General features: G+C 64.0%; 13 protein-coding genes. 10 read left to right on the top strand and 3 right to left on the bottom strand.

Going from position 1 to position 18,102, the window contains the following annotated elements:
- Positions 1-73: 73 nt before the first annotated feature.
- From F0M18_RS17005 to F0M18_RS17035, 7 genes are all read left to right on the top strand, one after another.
- Positions 74-970, top strand: coding sequence for a DUF4437 domain-containing protein (locus tag F0M18_RS17005; protein ID WP_149612664.1), 897 nt, complete (start codon positions 74-76; stop codon positions 968-970).
- A 1,026-nt stretch (positions 971-1,996) separates the two neighbouring features.
- Entirely contained in the window at positions 1,997-4,354 is a 2,358-nt protein-coding gene (locus F0M18_RS17010; protein ID WP_188109778.1) for an SO2930 family diheme c-type cytochrome, read from the top strand.
- Positions 4,355-5,420: 1,066 nt separating this feature from the next.
- Entirely contained in the window at positions 5,421-5,723 is a 303-nt protein-coding gene (locus F0M18_RS17015) for a PqqD family protein (RefSeq protein ID WP_149612666.1), read from the top strand.
- Positions 5,724-5,748: 25 nt separating this feature from the next.
- Positions 5,749-7,878 carry a molybdopterin oxidoreductase family protein gene (locus tag F0M18_RS17020; protein WP_149612667.1) on the top strand — a complete coding sequence of 710 codons (2,130 nt, stop codon included), beginning with the start codon at positions 5,749-5,751 and terminating at the stop codon, positions 7,876-7,878.
- A 412-nt stretch (positions 7,879-8,290) separates the two neighbouring features.
- A complete protein-coding gene (locus F0M18_RS17025; protein ID WP_149612668.1) occupies positions 8,291-8,884 on the top strand; it encodes a LemA family protein in 594 nt (197 codons plus the stop codon).
- A 100-nt stretch (positions 8,885-8,984) separates the two neighbouring features.
- Positions 8,985-10,943, top strand: coding sequence for a M48 family metallopeptidase (locus tag F0M18_RS17030; RefSeq protein WP_149612669.1), 1,959 nt, complete (start codon positions 8,985-8,987; stop codon positions 10,941-10,943).
- 127 nt (positions 10,944-11,070) lie between these two features.
- On the top strand, positions 11,071-11,466 hold the full coding sequence (locus F0M18_RS17035) for a helix-turn-helix domain-containing protein (RefSeq protein ID WP_149612670.1): 396 nt from the start codon (positions 11,071-11,073) through the stop codon (positions 11,464-11,466).
- A 29-nt stretch (positions 11,467-11,495) separates the two neighbouring features.
- Here F0M18_RS17035 and F0M18_RS17040 read toward each other — a convergent pair whose 3' ends face one another.
- Together F0M18_RS17040 and F0M18_RS17045 are read right to left on the bottom strand one after the other, a co-directional pair.
- On the bottom strand, positions 11,496-13,286 hold the full coding sequence (locus tag F0M18_RS17040) for a sensor domain-containing diguanylate cyclase (protein WP_188109779.1): 1,791 nt from the start codon (positions 13,284-13,286) through the stop codon (positions 11,496-11,498).
- A gap of 148 nt (positions 13,287-13,434) precedes the next feature.
- Positions 13,435-14,181 carry a YdcF family protein gene (locus F0M18_RS17045; protein WP_149612672.1) on the bottom strand — a complete coding sequence of 249 codons (747 nt, stop codon included), beginning with the start codon at positions 14,179-14,181 and terminating at the stop codon, positions 13,435-13,437.
- Positions 14,182-14,253: 72 nt separating this feature from the next.
- Here F0M18_RS17045 and F0M18_RS17050 point away from each other — a divergent pair, with 72 nt between their 5' ends.
- The gene (locus F0M18_RS17050; RefSeq protein WP_149612673.1) at positions 14,254-14,634 is read left to right on the top strand and encodes an MAPEG family protein; all 381 of its coding nucleotides are present in this window, start codon (positions 14,254-14,256) and stop codon (positions 14,632-14,634) included.
- A gap of 49 nt (positions 14,635-14,683) precedes the next feature.
- On the opposite strand, the gene galE is transcribed toward F0M18_RS17050, so the two are convergent.
- The gene (gene galE / locus F0M18_RS17055) at positions 14,684-15,703 is read right to left on the bottom strand and encodes a UDP-glucose 4-epimerase GalE (protein WP_149612674.1); all 1,020 of its coding nucleotides are present in this window, start codon (positions 15,701-15,703) and stop codon (positions 14,684-14,686) included.
- Positions 15,704-15,881: 178 nt separating this feature from the next.
- Here galE and F0M18_RS17060 point away from each other — a divergent pair, with 178 nt between their 5' ends.
- Positions 15,882-16,784 (top strand): SPOR domain-containing protein, encoded by a 903-nt coding sequence (locus F0M18_RS17060; RefSeq protein ID WP_188109780.1) that lies wholly within the window; start codon positions 15,882-15,884, stop codon positions 16,782-16,784.
- A gap of 206 nt (positions 16,785-16,990) precedes the next feature.
- Positions 16,991-18,073 (top strand): MraY family glycosyltransferase, encoded by a 1,083-nt coding sequence (locus F0M18_RS17065; RefSeq protein WP_149612676.1) that lies wholly within the window; start codon positions 16,991-16,993, stop codon positions 18,071-18,073.
- The last annotated feature ends 29 nt before the right edge of the window (positions 18,074-18,102 follow it).

Raw genomic sequence — 18,102 nt, forward strand, 5'->3', positions numbered from 1 at the left:
TATCAAGTATCGTGAATAGTAAAACTCCCCTAGCATGGTTTCCTTATTGATAAGCACCCCAGAGGAGACACCCATGCGCCCCCATGTAGAACTGGTCGATGAACGGGACCTGATCCGGCATCCCGCAGAATTTGAACACGCCACCGGCAGTGCCGAGCAACAGCACCTGAGCTATGACGAAGAGGACGGTTCCGCCACCCTCAAGGTGAAATTCACCAGCGACTGGCAGCGCCCCGCCGGCCGTCACGCCGCCCAGACCGAGTGGTTCGTGCTCTCCGGCAGCATCACCGTGGGTGACCAGCAGCTGGGCAAGGGCGGCTACTGGTGCGCCCCCAAGGGCGTCGTCACCCCGGCAATCCAGGCTACCGAGGGCACCGAGATCCTGCTGTTCCGCGACTTCGGCAATTGGGCCTTCACTCCCGCTGGCAACGGCGATGGCACCGCCGATGCCGGCTTCATCATCCAGGACTCCGAGACCATGAACTGGTACGAGGTGGAAGACCCGGAAAACGGCAGCCCGATGAACTTCGAGCGCGGCGGCACCCCGGTACCGGGGCTGTACATCAAGCTGCTGTTCCGCAACCCGGAAACAGGCTTCTACACGCGCCTGATCAAGGCCAAGCCGGGCTGGCGTGAACACCCCCTGGCACACCACCCGGTGTTCGAGGAGGCCTACTGCCTGGAGGGCCTGTTCGATTACAACTACGGGCAGATGGTACCCGGCCAGTACTTCTTCCGCCCGGCGGGCATCCGCCATGGCGACTTCACCGCGGGCGACGCAGAGGGCTGCACCTGGATCGTGCGCTGTGACGGCGACCTGGTAGACTGGTATACGGAAGAGGCCTCGGTGGAAATGAAGGGCAAGCCGGTCAACTGGGGCGAGGGCTTCCCGCAATCGGAACCGCCGGCGCTGATACAGCCGGTACGTTCACGCTCGGTCGGCGAGTGGGCCGATCCCACTTACCAGTAGCACTGCGCAGCAGCACGCTCCATGCCGGGTTCTGCCCGGCTTTTTTTTGCGTTCTTGTCGGAGCCTGACTGCCGGGGCGTTTGCTGATGCATTTACATCGTTATGCTGGCTGCAAGCTTCGGTGTTGGGTCCTGCGGGGGAAAGGGTTCAGGGCTCGGAAGGCCAAGATACTCGCTCTGAACCCTTTCCCCCGCAGGCCCTTGCAACATCGAGGTTGCGTTGAAGATTGTGGCAGGGCCGGCCTCGCGGTATTGGCCGCGCCATGCCCAGCGCCTCCGGCGCTACCAGACCCCTCGGCAAACCCTAAAGCCCGCTCGATAGTGCAAGGGCCTTCCCGATACTGGGTTCAGGGTGAGTATCCTGGCCTTCCGAGCCCTGAATCCATTATCGGGAAGGACCAAATACCCAGGCTCAAAGCCAAAGGAGCAAACTAGATGCCATTACCTGCCATGCCATGAACCCGCTCCCTCGCAAACCCTAAAGCCCGCTCGATGGTGCAAGGGCCTTCCCGATACTGGGTTCAGGGTGAGTATCTTGGCCTTCCGAACCCTGAATCCATTATCGGGAAGGACCAAATACCCAGGCTCAAAGCCAAAGCAGCAAGCTCGATGCTCCTGCCCGCTGAGCCATGAACCCGCTCCCTCGCAGGCCCTAAAGCCCGCTCGATAGTGCAAGGGCCTTCCCGATACTGGGTTCAGGGTGAGTATCCTGGCCTTCCGAGCCCTGAATCCATTATCGGGAAGGACCAAATACCCAGGCTCAAAGCCAAAGCAGCAAGCTCGATGCTCCTGCCCGCCGAGCCCTGAATCCAGTATCGGGAAGGACCAAACACCCAGCCTGGTACGATGCCCCGCTGCACCGGGCGCCCAAATCCGGGCAGCATTTCACAACTCTGGCCAGCCCCCACCCCGGATTCAGATTGAGTTCAGACTCAGCCGCATAATGCGCGCGTCGCGTTACATAATGCAGCAATAACAATCGCGCCCAACAACAATCCAAACAAGCGAGAGTGAGAAGATGAGAATTGTGACTCAATTAGCCGTCGTGCTACTGGGATTCAGCCTGCTGGCAGCGTGTTCCGACGGCGGCAGTTCGTCCCGCCCGGTGGCGCAACCCGAGGTGGAACAGCCCGCCGAGCCGGTGGACCCCAACCTGATCGTCATAGAAGCCGGTGAGGGCTTCCAGACCCGCCTGATCGAGGCGCTGATCGGTGCCGAGCCCGGCCACGTGATAGAGCTGCCCGCGGGTGAGTTCGACCTCGATACCGCACTGGGCATCGACGTGGACAACGTCACCCTGCGCGGCCAGGGCCTGGAGCAGACAGTGCTCAATTTCGGCACCCAGACCAGCGGCGGCGAAAGCCTGCGCGTAACCAGCAACAACGTGCTGCTGGAAGACTTTGCCGTGGTGGATCCGCCTTCTGACGGTATCAAGTTCAAGTTCAGCAACGGCGTTACCATGCGCCGCATCCGCGTGGAATGGACCTGCGGCGCCTGCGAGGAAAATGGCGCCTACGGCCTGTACCCGGTGCAGACAGAAAACGTGCTGATCGAAGACAGCATCGTGATCGGCGCCTCTGACGCCGGTGTGTACGTCGGCCAGTCTGACAAGATCATCGTGCGTCGCAATACGGTTTCGTTCAACGTGGCCGGTATCGAGATCGAGAACAGCACCAACTCCGAGGTCTACGACAACACCGCCGTGGACAACACCGGCGGCATCCTGGTGTTCGACCTGCCCAACCTGTCCCGCGAGGGCGCACGCACCCGCGTTTACAACAACGTGGTACGCGGCAACAACACCCCCAACTTCGCGCCGGAAGGCAATATCGTTGGCGTGGTACCCACCGGTACCGGCATGCTGATCATGGCCTTCTCGGATGTGCAGGTGTTCGACAACGTCATCGAAGACAACCAGTCCGCCGCCATCGTCATCGTGCACTACGACATCAGCGGCTTTACCACCGACGACCCGAACTACGACGGTGCGCCGCGTCGTGTGTACATCAGCAACAACCAGTACGCCAATAACGGCTACGAACCCGCAGACCTGGCCACCGACGTGGCCGGCCTGTTCACCGGCCCCGGCGGCATCCCGCAGATCGTCTACGACGGCATCGGCGAAGCCGGCAGTCCGTTTGCCGAGGAAGACCGCATCTGCATCAACGAGGACGAATCCGTCACCCGTGGTGTGATCTTCGGACCCAACGGCACCGAGGTAGGCAGCGAGTTCTTCAACTGCGCCCACGCCTCCCTGCCCGAGGTGGTACTGGATACGCCGGATGAGATCCTCGAAGGCGAGAAGCCCCTGACCCAGGAAGAGATTGCCGCGCTGTGTACACCGCAGGGCAATGGCCCCAACTTCGAGGCGCTGGAAGTGAACTGCCCGTCGCTGGAAGGCTACAACCTGTTCAGCGACGCGCTGGAGCCACGCCGCGCGCCCAACAGCGGCATCGCCTATGACCTGATCACGCCGCTGTTCACCGACTACGCCGAGAAGTACCGCTTCATCTACATCCCGGAAGGCAAGCAGGCGGCCTACTCCAGCCGCGACAGTCTGGACTTCCCGGTGGGCACCATCATCGCCAAGACCTTCACCATGCCCAACGACTTCCTCAATGAGTCTGCCGGTGAGGTGATCATCGAGACGCGCCTGTTGCTGCACCGCAAGGACGGCTGGGCCACCCTGCCCTACACCTGGCGCGAAGACGGCACCGGCGCCGACCTGACCCTGGCCGGCGGCACCCGCTCACTGACCTGGATCCACTCTGATGGCAGCACGCGCAGCACGGATTACGTCATCCCCGACGCCAACAGCTGCAAGACCTGCCACAACGCCACCCGCCCGGAAACCGGCAGCGGTCGCAACATGGAAACGGTCATCATCCCCATCGGCCCCAAGGCTCGCTTCCTCAACATGGACAATGTCTATGCCGGCAAGCGCGCCAACCAGCTGGAATACATGTGGGAGCAGGACGTACTCGTGGGCCTTCCGGCTGACCTGGACAGCATCGACACGGTACCGGCCTGGGACGACCCGGCAGCAGACCTGGAAGCGCGCGCCAAGGGCTACCTGGATATCAACTGCGCCCACTGCCATACCCCGGACGGCTTCGCCAGCAACTCTGGCCTGTCGCTGGAATACTGGCGTGAGGTCGACACGGCCTACGGTATCTGCAAGCAGCCGGTCGCCGCGGGCTCCGGTTCCGGCGGCCTCAAGAACGACATCGTCCCCGGCGACGCGGACGCTTCCATCACTGTGTACCGCATGGACTCCAACGAGCCGGACGTGCGCATGCCGGAGATTGGCCGCAGCCTGGTTCACGACGAGGGCGTAGCGCTGATCCGCGAGTGGGTGAACAGCCTCTCTGGCGGCTGCGAATAAGCCACCCCTCTGGCAACTGTCTCGCAAGGCCGGTCATTTGATCGGCCTTTTTTTTGCTATCGCGGTGAGCATTGCATAGATGGCTTTCTCGTCGGGTGTTTGGCCTCACGCGGTACAGGGTTCAGAGCCTTGAAGGTCGGTGAGCCTTGCATAGATGGCTTTCTGGTTGGGTATTTGGCCCCGCGCGGTAAAAGGTTCAGGGCTCGGAAGGCCAAGATACTCGCTCTGAACCTTTTGCCACGCAGGTCCCGGCACCATCGAGTTTGCTTTGCAGAACGCTACTGGGTCCTTGTGCTGGGAACCGGTCTGTCCCCGGAAGGCCGACCCCCGGAAGGCCGGCCCCCGGAAACTCGTTTCTTGTCATCCCCGCGCAGGCGGGGATCCAGGGGCTGGCCATCCAGGGGCTGGCCATCTAGGTAAGTGACGGAACTCACTGGATTCCGCAATGGCGGACCACCGCCTTCGCGGGAATGACGGTTTTAGCGAGATATCCATGTTTTCTGACTGAAACCAGTTAGCGTCAGCTATATGGGTTAAAGACTCAATGGCAACTGGATCAGAGTCGGGCGAGCGGCTGAAATGACCGCTGCAAGTGCGCGCCGCAGGAGTGGAGCGAGAGGGTCTGCCCCGCTTTATCGGGTACAGCGAAGCGCTTTAAGGCTCGCGACCGACTAAGGGTACCCCGGAGGTGGTGCGGCATTCCGAGCGCGTGTTCAAGACGGCCAGTTTCAGGCACTCGCCCGACGGCTTTGGCGCCACGCGATCCCATAGCAAACCACAAAACCCGCTCGATGATGCAGGGGCCTGCGGGGTAAAGGGTTCAAGGTGAGTATCTTGGCCTTCCGAACCTTGAACCCTTTACCGCGCGGGGCCAAACGCCCAACCCGAAAGCCATCGGACAGCACTGTACATCCCTGCCTTCCGAGCCCTGAACCGTTTACCGCGCAGGACCAGGAACTAACCTCCAAAGCATTTACCTCCCGCAAAAACCCGCAGAACCGCTACCGCTTGATTTTCGCCACCACTCCCCGCAACCTGTGCAGACCGATAACGAAGAACCGCCGCCATGAACCTGAACCAGACCATCACGCTTTCACCCGAAGTCATTTCCCAGGAAGTTTCCGGGGAGACCGTGTTACTGGACCTGCAGAGCGAGAACTACTTCGGCCTGGACGAAGTCGGCACGCGCATCTGGCAGCTGATACAGGAATCCGGGCAGTTGCAAACCGTCTACGATACGTTGCTGCAAGAATACGACGTGACGCCCGCACAGCTGCAGCAGGATCTGGAAAAGCTGCTGCAAGCCATCCAGGCTGCCGGGCTGGTCAGCCTGGAAGCAGCCAGCAACGAGACAGCGGCCAACGATTAACACCCACCCACCGAGGGAAAGCCCCATGCCTACTACCCACCGCCGCGCCTGCCACCTCTGTGAAGCCATCTGCGGGCTGGTCATCGAAACCGAGGGCGAGCAGATTCTCTCCATCAAGGGCGACAAGGACGACCCCCTCAGCCGCGGCCACATCTGCCCCAAGGCGGTGGCGCTGCGGGACATCCACGAGGACCCGGATCGACTGCGCCAACCGGTGAAAAAAGTCATCGGCGACAGCGGCGAGACCCGCTGGGAAACCCTCTCCTGGGACGAGGCCCTGGACACCGCCGCCGCGGCCCTGGTGCGCACTATCGGTGAGCACGGCGTGCATGCAGTGGGCGTTTACGCCGGCAATCCCTCGGTACACAACTACGGCATGATCACCCATGCCGGCAACCTGTTCCGGCATATCCGCACCAACAACCGTTTCTCCGCCACCTCGGTGGACCAGTTACCGCACCACCTCGCCGCGTACTGGCTCTATGGCCACAAGGTGCTGTTTGCCGTGCCCGACATCGATCGCACGCAGTATTTCCTGATGCTGGGGGCCAACCCCCTGGCCTCCAACGGCAGCCTGTGGACGGTGCCGGATGTGAAGAAGCGCATCAAGGCGCTGCAGGCGCGCGGTGGCAAACTGGTGGTGGTCGATCCGCGGCGCACGGAAACCGCGGAGCTGGCCAGCGAGCATTTCTTTATCACCCCCGGCAGCGATGCGCTGTTGCTGCTGGCACTGCTGAACACGCTGTTCAGCGAAGGCCTGGTGGACCTCGGTCACCTGGCGCCCTTCACCACCGGGCTGGCGGAAGTGGAGCAGGCCATCGCCGGGTTCACCCCGGAGTTCGCCGCGCCCCATACCGGCATCGAGGCCGACGCCATCCGCCGGCTGGCGCGGGAGCTGTCGGCGGCGGAGGCCGGCATCTGCTATGGGCGCATGGGTTGCTCAACCCAGCGCTACGGGGCCCTGTGCCAGTGGCTGATCCAGCTGATCAACATCGCCACCGGCAACCTCGACAAACCGGGTGGCAGCCTGTTTGCCACGCCGGCGGTGGACACCGTGGCCACATCCGGGCCCGGTGGCTTCAACCGCCACCAGAGTCGCGTGCGCGGCCTGCCCGAGTTCGACCGGGAACTGCCCGCCGCGGCCATGGCCGAGGAAATCACCACCCCCGGTGAAGGCCAGATCCGCGCGCTGTTCACCGGTGCCGGCAACCCGGTGCTGTCCACCCCCAACGGCGCGCAACTGGACGCGGCGCTGGAACAACTGGATTTCATGGTATCGCTGGACCCGTACATCAACGAAACCACCCGGCACGCCGATATCATCCTGCCGCCCACATCACCACTGGAGCATGACCACTACGACCTCACCTTCCACCTGCTGGCGGTGCGCAACACCACCCGCTACAACCCGCCCCTGTTCGACAAGCCCGAGGGCGCCCTGCACGACTGGGAGATTTTTTCCGAACTCGGCAAGCGTGTCGCCGCGGGCCTCGGCCAGGACGCCCAGGAGGCGGTGCCGCCGGAGCAGATCGTCGATATGGGCCTGAGGGCGGGGCCGTGGCAGGAGCGCGGGCTCAGCCTGGCGGAGCTGAAGAACAACCCCTCGGGCATCGACCTCGGGCCATTGCAGTCGCAGCTGCCGGAGCGGCTGATGACCCCCGACAAACAGATCCGCTGCGATGCCGCGGCACCACTCGCGGACCTGGCCCGGCTGCACGCGGAATTTGCCGATGCAGGGCAGCAGGCCAACGGTGACGGCACGCCACTGCGGCTGATTGGCCGGCGCCATGTGCGCTCCAACAATTCGTGGATGCACAACTACCGCCGGCTGGTCAAAGGCCGCGATCGTTGCACCCTGCTGATGCACCCGGACGACATGGCCGCGCGCGCTATCGCCGATGGCAGCAGCGTACAGGTGCGCTCACGGGTCGGTGAGCTCGCGGTGACGGTGGAGGCCAGCGATAGCATGATGCCCGGCGTGGTCAGCCTGCCCCACGGCTACGGCCACAATCGCCAGGGCATCCGCATGGACATCGCCGAGGCCCACGCCGGTGTCAGCTGCAACGACCTCACCGACGACCAGTACCTCGACGAGCTTTGCGGCAACGCCGCCGTCAATGGCGTCCCGGTGGAAGTATCCGCGGCCGCGCCCTGAGCGCAGGCTGCTTGCCAGCTAAAAACTCCTCGCGGCTGTGGCCGCTCCTACAAGCACCAGCAACCCACCCCGTGGGAGCGGCTACAGCCGCGATAACCCCACGCCACAAAAGGTACCCGCCAGCTAAAAACTCCTCGCGGCTGTGGCCGCTTCTACAAGCACCACCAACCCACCCCGTAGGAGCGGCAACAGCCGCGATAACCCCACGCCACAAAAGGTACCCGCCAGCTAAAAACTCCTCGCGGCTGTGGCCGCTCCTACAGGCCCCACCAACCCACCCCGTGGGAGCGGCTACAGCCGCGATAACCCCGGGCAGAGAAATGTGCTAAAACAACGACTCCAGCTGCTACTATGCAAGCCGGTATACTAGACTCGTGCTTTCATGGCACCACTTCCTGGGGGAGACAATCACATGTCCGGATTCACGATATTCCTGCTACTGGCACTGGCGCTGGCGATCTATGTCGTCAGCATCTACAACAAACTGGTCAGCCTGAAGAACCGCTTCAAGAACGCCTTCGCGCAGATCGAGGTGCAACTGAAACGGCGCTATGACCTGATCCCCAACCTGGTGGAAACCGCCAAGGGCTACATGGCCCACGAGCGTGAAACCCTGGAAGCGGTCACCACCGCTCGCAACGACGCCGCCGCCGCACTCAAGGCGCTGGAAGGCGGCAACCTGGGCGGTGCCGACATCGCCAAGCTGGCCAGCGCGGAAGGCGCACTGCAGGGTGCGCTGGGCAAACTCAACGTCACCATGGAAGCCTACCCGGACCTCAAGGCCAGCGAGAACATGCAGCAGCTGTCCGAGGAACTGACCACCACCGAGAACCGCATTGCCTTCGCGCGCCAGGGCTACAACGACGCGGTGATGCAGTACAACACCTACCGCCAGAGCTTTCCGCCGGTGTTCTTCGCCGCCACCTTCGGCCACCCGGAAGATGCCAAACTGCTGGAATTCGAGGATTCCGCAGAGATCCAGGCCGCGCCCAAGGTGACTTTTTAAGCGCAGATGCGCTTGTACCCGCAGGTCTTGATCGCGGCTGTAGCCGCTCCTACGGGGGTCGGCGCGTGTAGGAGCGGCTACAGCCGCGATCGGCACTAAGATGGACTTCTTCCAGCAACAGGACATCGCTCGCCGCAACACCCGCGGCCTGGTGCTGGTATTCTGCCTGGCGGTGCTGGCGCTGATTGTGCTGACCAATGCCGTGGTCGCCGGCTTCCTGTTCTTCGCCGACGACTACAACGTCTACAGCGGCAGCCGCGGCGGCCTGCAGGCCTTTCTCTCCTACTTCAGCTGGCAGCGTTTTGGCGGCATCGGCATTGCCGTCACCGCGGTGGTGGCGCTGGTGGTGCTGGTGCGCTGGATACAGCTGTCAACGGGCGGCAAGGTGGTCGCTGAAAGCATGGGCGGCGTGCGCATCCTGCCGCAAACCCGTGACCGCGCCGAGCGCCGCTGCCTCAACGTGGTAGAGGAAATGGCACTGGCGGCGAACATGCCGGTACCGCCGGTCTACGTGATGAACCACGAGCGCGGCATCAACGCGTTCGCTGCCGGCATCGTCCCCGCCGACGCGGTAATCGCCGTGACCCGCGGCACCATCGATCACCTCAAACGCCATGAACTGCAGGGCGTGATCGCCCACGAATTCAGCCACATTCTCAACGGCGACATGCGCCTGAACATCCGCCTTGCTGCCATGCTCAAAGGCATTACCTTCATCGGCGACGTGGGCCACATCCTGCTGCGCAGCAGCAACCGCGTGCGCACCGGCGGCAGTTCCCGGGGCCAGGGCGCGGCCCTGCCTATCCTGGGCCTGGCGCTGTGGGTGCTGGGTTGGCTGGGCGGGCTGGCGGCGGGTTTCATCAAGGCCGGTATCAGCCGGCAGAAGGAATACCTGGCCGACGCCAGCGCGGTGCAGTTCACCCGCGATCCCCGTGGCATTGCCGATGCGCTGAAAGTCATCGGCGGCTACCTGCCTGGCTCGCTGGTACACGCGGCGCGGGCGGCCGAGATGTCGCACATCTTTTTCGGCGAGATCGAGCACCACCTGTGGCAACTGTTCGCCACCCACCCACCGCTGCAGGAGCGCATCCGCCGGCTGGACAAACAGTGGGACGGCAACTACATACAGCGCAAACCCAAGCACTACCCCAACCCGAAGATCGACCCCTCCGCGGTGGAAGGCCACGGGCGCGCAGCCATCGTTGCCGCGGCCATGGCCTCGGTGGCCGCAGCAGACAACCTGCAAGCCCGCCCCCAGCTGGAGGATGCCGACTTCCCCGATGACGTCCCCGGCCAGACAGCCCCGGACTACGAGGCCGAGACCGCCGAACAGGAAGGCATTCCCGTGGCCCTGGTGCGCCACAGCCATGAGCCGCTGGGTGCGCACGCGGTGATCAGCGCCCTGCTGATGAGCCCGGACGAGGCCATCTACCAGCAGCAGATGACCGTGCTGCAGGGCAGCGCAACGCGCGGCCTGGCCGAATTGACCCACACCCTGTACCCGGCGGTGGCGGCGCTGGGGGCACCGCGCCGGCTGCCGCTGATGGAAATGTGCCTGCCGGCGCTGAAAAGTATCTCATTCGGCCAGTACCGCAGCCTCAAGCAGACCCTGCTGCGGCTGATACAGGCGGACGCCCGCATAGAGCTGCACGAATGGTGCCTGTACCAGCTGGTGCGGCACTACCTGGACCCTGAGTTCATCCAGGTCAAACCCAGTAGCCCTCGGTACCGCAGGCTGGCCCGGGTCAGGCAGCCCCTGCAGGTGACGCTGTCGGTGCTGGCGCACGAGGGCGGCGGGCACACGGAAACGGTTTACCAGCTGGGCATGGCCGAGCTGGACCTGGCCGATACACCGCTGCTAGCGCGCGAACAGTGCAGCGTGGCCGCGTTCAGCAAGGCCGTACACACCCTGGCCGACGTCTACCCGCTGCTGAAACCGCGGGTGCTCAAGGCCATGACCCTGGCCGCCGGTGAAGACGGCCGGCTCAGCCCGGAAGAGAAAGAGATCATCGCTGCCATGGCCGCGGTCATGGACTGCCCTTCACCCGAGCTGCTCTGAGCCGGCGGCGCATCAATTTCGCCCTGCGACTTTCCAATCACCCCACCTGTGCTAGCCTGAATAATGCGCCGCCGGATTGCGGCGCCAAGCAATTACTTCCGTCAACCACAACAAGGATGTTATGGCCATGGAACAGACACTACCCCTGGGCGCGGGGGCTTCACATGCCTGCGCGCAAACCACTACTTTCCCGCCGGCGGCGCGCTATCGCACCACCGATCGTGTACTGCAGATACTGCTCAATGGTGACCTGTCGCGGCTGCGCGCCGAATCCGTCGCCGAAAGCCTGGGCATGAGTTGCACCACCCTGCGTCGCCGCCTGCGCGCGGACCAGACCCACTACCAGTTCCTGCTGGATCGCGCCCGCCAGTACCGCTGCGAGCAACAGCTGCGCGACCACTGGCTGCCGGGGAAATGCCTGGCGGACCAGCTTGGCTACCTGGAAGTGAACAGTTTCTACCGCGCCTTCCGGCGCTGGACGGGGCTGAACTACAGTGAGTACAAAGAGCGCTACCACAACTGACGGCGGGGTGACGCGAGTGCGGACGCACGCTAGTTAACCAGGCTCAGGCCCTTGTAGTTGCCGATCATCACCTTGTTGCGGCCGTTTTCCTTGCCGTGATAAAGCGCGGTGTCGGCGCGGGCGATACAGGCATCGAGGGATTCACCCTTGCGGAAAGCGGCAATGCCGAAGGTCATGGTGATGCTGAGGCGCTGGTCATCGAAGGCGACCAGGTTCTGCTCTACCGCCTCGCGCAGTTTCTCGGCCACCACGGCGGCGCCCTCGGTGTCGGTCTCGGGCAGCAGCAGGATGAATTCCTCGCCACCCCAGCGCGCCACCCGGTCCACCTCGCGCAGGCGGTCCTGCAGCAGTGCAGCGGTGCGCTTGAGCACGTGGTCGCCACAGACGTGACCATACTGGTCGTTGAACTGCTTGAAGTTGTCCACATCGGCCAGTACCACACAGAACGGTTTGCCGGAGCGGAAGGTGCGGCGGATCTCGCCCTCGGCCTCCTCGGTAAAGCCGCGACGGTTAAGCAGGCCGGTAAGGTGATCCACCCGCGCCACCCGGGCCAGCTGGCGGTTGGCCTCGCTCAGTTCCGCGGTGCGCTCGGCCACCTCGGTCTCCAGGGCGGTGTACATGGTGGTAAAGCGGTTGGCGAGCGACACCATCATCGACACCAGCACCGCCAGGAAGCCTAACGGCGCCAGCCGCGGGCTCTCCAGGGGCACCAGGTCGATGAGCATGTCGTTCAGCGCCGTGCACACGAAAATCAGCGTGCCCAGCAGCACGGTGCGCGCCTCGGCGTTGCCGGCGCGGGTCTCCCGGAACAGCACCCAGGGCGCCAGCACCATGCTGGGCAGGCACAGCAACTGCCACCACTCCAGGGTGAGGTAGTGCACGGTGTGCCCGGGTATGGCCACCACCAGCAGGGCCGCCAACACGAAGGTCAGCTGGTAGGCGCGCAGCCAGCGCTTGATGGGCAGGCGCAACAGCGACCAGATCATCTGGATGGCTACTGCCGGAAACAGGTAAACGGCCCCGAACTCGATCTTCTTCATGGTCAGGAAGGTGAGATCAGTGGCGTACTTCCACTGCGTCAGCATGACCCCGTAGATCGCGATATTGCAGGCCATCAGCCCGAACCAGAAAAACGTCTCCAGGCTGCGATTGCGCCAGTACAGGTAGAGGTGATAACAGCCGAAGAAGAAGGTCAGTACCGCGAGGATAAGCCCCGGCACTTCCGCGAGCACCGCATCGATCAGCAGGTCACGGTGGTAGCCCAGCACATAGCTCCCGGAAATCGCGCCGGCACCCCAGGCCTCTACCAGTTCCGCCTCGCCGCCCCACACGCGCAGCGCCAGCACCAGGCGGCCATCCGCGGCCACGGCACTCTGGGGAATCGAAAATACGCGCTCGCGATCGTAATCCACCTCATTGAGCGGCGGCAGGCGGCCCACGCTGCCAATCAGTTCGCCGCCGGCGTAGAGTTCGTAGGCACTGAGCACCTTGCCCATCTTCACCGCCACTTCCTCCAGCAGGCGGGTGCCGTGCAGGGCCGGGTCCACACCCAGGGTCAGGCGGTACCAGCCCATGTGCCCGTATTCCGGGTAACCGCTCATGGGCCAGCGCTCCGGCACGCGCAGGGTCTGCCAGTGCTTGTCTTCCAGCGCGGGATCGGCCCAGTTGACGTCGTCACCGGGGCGGAAACGCCACTGCCCGCGCAGGGACAGTCCCTCACCGAGATTTTCGGCGGAGACGCGGGGAATTTCCTGGGGTACGGATTGCGCGCGCGCCCATTGCCCCGCAGTGAGCAGGCAGACGGCAAATATGAGGGCCAACAGTGGCCATACCGCTCTGTTTGTTGTTGTCGGGTACATGGATCTGTTCGATCACCCCTGGCGGACGCGGCCTCATTATATGCCGCAGCGCCCGGGCGACCGCGCCACGGTGCCGGAAACATGAATCAGTTCACAGAAAAATGTGCACTTAAATCCAGCCGCGGTAGCGGTAGTAGAGGTAACCCACGTATTCGCGAATGGCCCAGGTGCTGCGCGCGAGGTCATCCACCGTCGGTAACCAGCGCGGCACGCTGGGCTCGGCCACCTGGCGCTGGAAGTCAGTGGGCGCGGGGATCACCGTCAGGCCCTGCTGCGCAAACAGTGGCACCGCACGGCGCAGGTGAAATGCGGAGCTCACCAGGTGGATGCTGGTGGCGCCCTGTTCTGCCAGCAGTCGCGCCGAATACTGCGCATTCTGCCGGGTGTCGCGGCTCTGGTTTTCCTGCAGCAGCGCCCGGGGCGGCACGCCCATCAGCACCAGGTGATCCGCCATCTGCTCCGCTTCCGGCCGGCCGCCCTCGGCGGCGCCACCGGACAGCAGCACCCGCGGTGCCTTGCCGGCGCGATACAGCGCCACCGCGTGCGTCAGCCGATCCGCCTGGGCGTTGAGGTCCGCCATGCTGCCCAGGTGGGTGTCTCCGCGCGAGGCCCCGCCAAGCACCACGATGGCATCCGCCACCGGCAGCACCGACATCGCCTTCGGCCGGTAGGCATCCTCCAGCGGCCCCAGCAGCGCATCGGCCACCAGCGCGGTACTGCAGGCGTACAACCAGGCCAGTGCGCACAGCAGCAGGCCGGCAGACAACCGCCGCCAGCGCCAGCACAGCAGCGCCAGCAGACCCAGCAGCAGCCCCTGGCTGAGCGGGTACACCAGCAGTGAGAGCAGTTTGGTCACGGTAAAGGAAATGCTTACAACTCCTGTATACTTGCGCGCTATCACTATAACAAGCTACCGAGGATCGCGCCCATGGCCTACGTCGCCCTTGTCACCCTGCTGCTGTTAATCCAGTACACCGTATACACCCTGATGTGCGGCTTCGCCCGCGGCAAGGACACCGTGGTGGCGCCGGCGACGAGCGGCGACGAGACCTTCGAGCGCGCCTTCCGCGTGCAGATGAACACCCTGGAACAGCTGATGGTCACGCTGCCGGCAATGTGGGTGTGCGCGTACTTCTATAGCCCCTACTGGGCCGCCGGTTTCGGGGTGATGTTCATGATCGGCCGCCTGGTATATCGCCAGGCCTATATGAAAGACCCGGCCAGCCGCGGCCCGGGCATGATGATCGGCTTTATCGCCAATGTTGCCCTGATAGCACTGGGCGCCTGGGGCGCCCTGTCACAGCTCTGACCCGGGACCTTCACCGCCTCGCCCGCGCACAGTAGCGCGACCAACGCGATCAGCTGTTGTAGCCCTGCGGGTTGGCCTCCTGCCAGCGCCAGGTGTCGGCGCACATTTCTTCCAGCGAGCGCGTGGCCTGCCAGCCCAGCAAAGTTTGCGCCATGGCCGGGTCCGCCCAGCACTCGGCGATGTCTCCGGCGCGGCGCTCCACGATCTCGTAGGGAATGTCCCGGCCGCTGGCGCGTTCGAAGGCGCGCACCATGTCCAGCACCGAGGCGCCCTTGCCGGTGCCCAGGTTGACGGTCAGCAGGCCCGGTTGTTCCAGGATGAAGCGCAACGCGGCCACGTGCCCTTCGGCCAGGTCCATCACGTGGATGTAATCGCGCACACCGGTGCCGTCCGGGGTGGGGTAGTCGCCGCCGAATACCGAGAGCTTGTCACGGCGCCCCACCGCCACCTGGGCGACAAAAGGCATCAGGTTATTGGGCCAGCCCTGCGGGTCCTCGCCGATGCGCCCGCTGCTGTGCGCGCCCACCGGATTGAAATAGCGCAGCCGGCCGATGCTCCACTCCGGATGCGCCGCATCCCAGTCACCGAGAATCTCTTCCACCATTAACTTGGAGCGGCCATAGGGATTGGTGGCAGAGGTGGGAAAATCCTCGCGGATCGGCACCGAGGCCGGGTCGCCATACACCGTGGCCGAGGAGGAAAAGATAATGCGGCTGACCTGCGCCCGCTGCATTGCCGCGAGCAACACCAGCGTGCCGTTGACGTTGTTGTCGTAGTATTCCAGCGGCTTCTCCACCGATTCACCCACCGCCTTGAGGCCGGCAAAGTGCATCACCGCGTCGATCGCGTGCTCGGCAAACAGGGCATCGAGGCAGGCGGCATCGCGCACATCACCGCGCACCAGCGGCACCTGCGCGCCACTGATCTCTTCCACCCGCCGCACCGCCTCGGCGCTGGCGTTGCACAGGTTGTCGAGCACAACCACGGTAAAGCCGGCGCTGATTAGCGAGACACAGGCATGGCTGCCGATATAGCCGGCGCCGCCGGTGACCAGTACGGTTGAGGACATAGATAGACTCGCTGATGCTTCCCGGTGAATGATGCAGTAACGCGCACGATGGTACACCGGGGCGCAGGCCAGACCAAACGTGCGGATGCAGCCGGTGACGCGATCGCGTATTCTCTTGCCCATGTCGACTGTGGCTACTACTCATCCCCCCTTGCGGCTCCGCTGCCTACTGGCCCTGTTGGCGCTACTGACCGTGACACCCGCGGCGCTGGCGGCGGGCACCCTGGAAGACGGCTACGACGCCTACGAACGCGGCGATATCGCTGCCGCCGTGGGCATCTGGCAGGAACTGGCCATCCAGGGCGATGCCACCGCGCAGCTGAACCTGGGCCAGTTGTACCGGCTGGGCCAGGGCGTAAAGCAAAGCGATGAGCAGGCGGTGGAGTGGTATATCCTCGCCGCGCAGAATGGCTCGGAGATCGCCGCTGTCACCCTGGTGCAGATGGAGCAGGATGGCCGCGCCAGCAAGGCCGATGTCGCCAAGGCGTTTCCGGATAACCAGGGCACCCTGGCCAACAGTCTCGCCGTCATGGCGGGGGGTACCGCGCCTGTAACGCCACCGGAACCGGAACCGGAACCGGAACCGGTTGCCGCCAGGCCCGCACCCAGGCCGGCAGAGCCCGCCACCGTGGCCGTGGCAACGCCTGTCCAGCCAGCACAGCCGGCACCGGCCGCCGCCCCTGCGCCGGCAAAACCGGCGGCTGCAGCACCCGCGCCCCGGGTGGCAGTGAGGCCCACGACCAAAGCCTCACCGGCCGCACCGCGCCAGCGCATTACGCCGCTGCCCCGGGGCCAGTACGTGATCCAGCTGCTGGCCTCCGCCAGCCGCGACCCGCTGGCTAACTATGCTGGCGAGAAGCTGTCCGGCTCGCGCGAGCGACAGCACATCGTCTATACCCGCCGTGGCACCAAAAAGGAGTACCTGCTGTTGCTAGGCCCCTATCCCAGCCAGGCCGCTGCCAACAGCGCCCTGGGCCGACAACCGCAGGCCGTGCGCCAGGGAATGCCCTGGGTGGGGGGGCAGCCCTGGGTGCGTACCACCGACTCGGTGATGAAAATTGCGCACTATGCCACTGAATAAGTTCAGATTTTGCCTTTATTCGAACGCCTAAACCCTTAAAATACATACTAAATAGAACCGGACACATCGAAGCAGACAGTGGCGCTGCCGCTCGATACCAGCCCGGCAAAAAAACTGCGCCCAAATTGATTTGACAGCAGAATATCCCTTGCTATTGTGTGGAGACGTGAAGGACGTCACGCACACCAATAGGGAAAGGATTCCGTATGTTACTCAGCACTTTGGCTATCGCCTCATTTATCATCGCACGGCTGTGCATTGCCAGCGCGCCGCGCCTGGGCCTCGTTGACCACCCGGATACGCGCAAGCGGCACGTTGGCGCCATACCCCTGAGCGGCGGTATCGGCATTTTCCTCACCATACTTTTTGGCACCCTGTTCCTGGGCATCGCCCCCTACACCCTGCCGATGCTGGTGCTTGCCTTCCTGGTATTCCTGGTGGGCGTGGTAGACGACTTCCGCCACATCCACGCCGGGGCTCGACTGCTTATCCAGTTTGGCGCCGGCGCCCTGCTGGCGAGCTATGGCGGCATCGCCATCTACAATGTGGGTAACCTGCTCGGCTTTGGCGACATCCACCTGCTCATGCTGAGCGTTCCCCTCAGTGCGCTCGCGGTGGCGGGCCTGTCCAACGCCTACAACATGATTGATGGTATCGACGGCCTCGCCGCCTCCACCATCGCCCTGCCCCTGCTGGTGCTGTTTATCCTCGCCACGCTGGCCGGCCACCCCCACGCCAGCTTCCTGCTGCTGATGCTGGTGCCGCTGGGGGTATTCCTGGTATTCAACCTCGGGCCTGACAACGCCCTGCTGCCGAAAATGTTCCTCGGCGATGGCGGCAGTATCACCCTTGGCTTCCTGGTGACTGCCTCGCTGGTGTTTTTCTCCCAGGGCGAGCAGGCCCTGATCGAACCGGTCACCGCCCTGTGGCTGGTAGCCGTGCCGCTGATGGATATGCTGGCTACCATGCTGCGCCGCAAACGGGCCGGCCGGCCGCTGATGGAGGCGGATCGCTCCCACCTGCACCACGCCCTGCTGGACCGCGGCATGGGGCCGCGCCGGGTACTGCTGGTGATGCTGATCCACGCGGTGGCTGCGGCCATCACCGGCCTGCTGCTGGAAGCCACGCCGGCCTGGTTCAGCCTGTTCTGCTACTTCCTGCTGTTTTTCGGGCACTGCGTATTCGTGCTGCGCTCGGAGCGCCTGGCAAAGGCCGCGCTTACCGCCTCGAAAGCGGCTGCCAACGACGCACTGCACCTGGATAGCTGCAGCGAAAAAGCCGCATCGTGATGTGCGGGCACATGACAGCCCCCGCTGTT

The sequence above is a fragment of the Pseudohalioglobus sediminis genome (assembly GCF_008370495.1).
Lineage (GTDB): Bacteria > Pseudomonadota > Gammaproteobacteria > Pseudomonadales > Halieaceae > Halioglobus.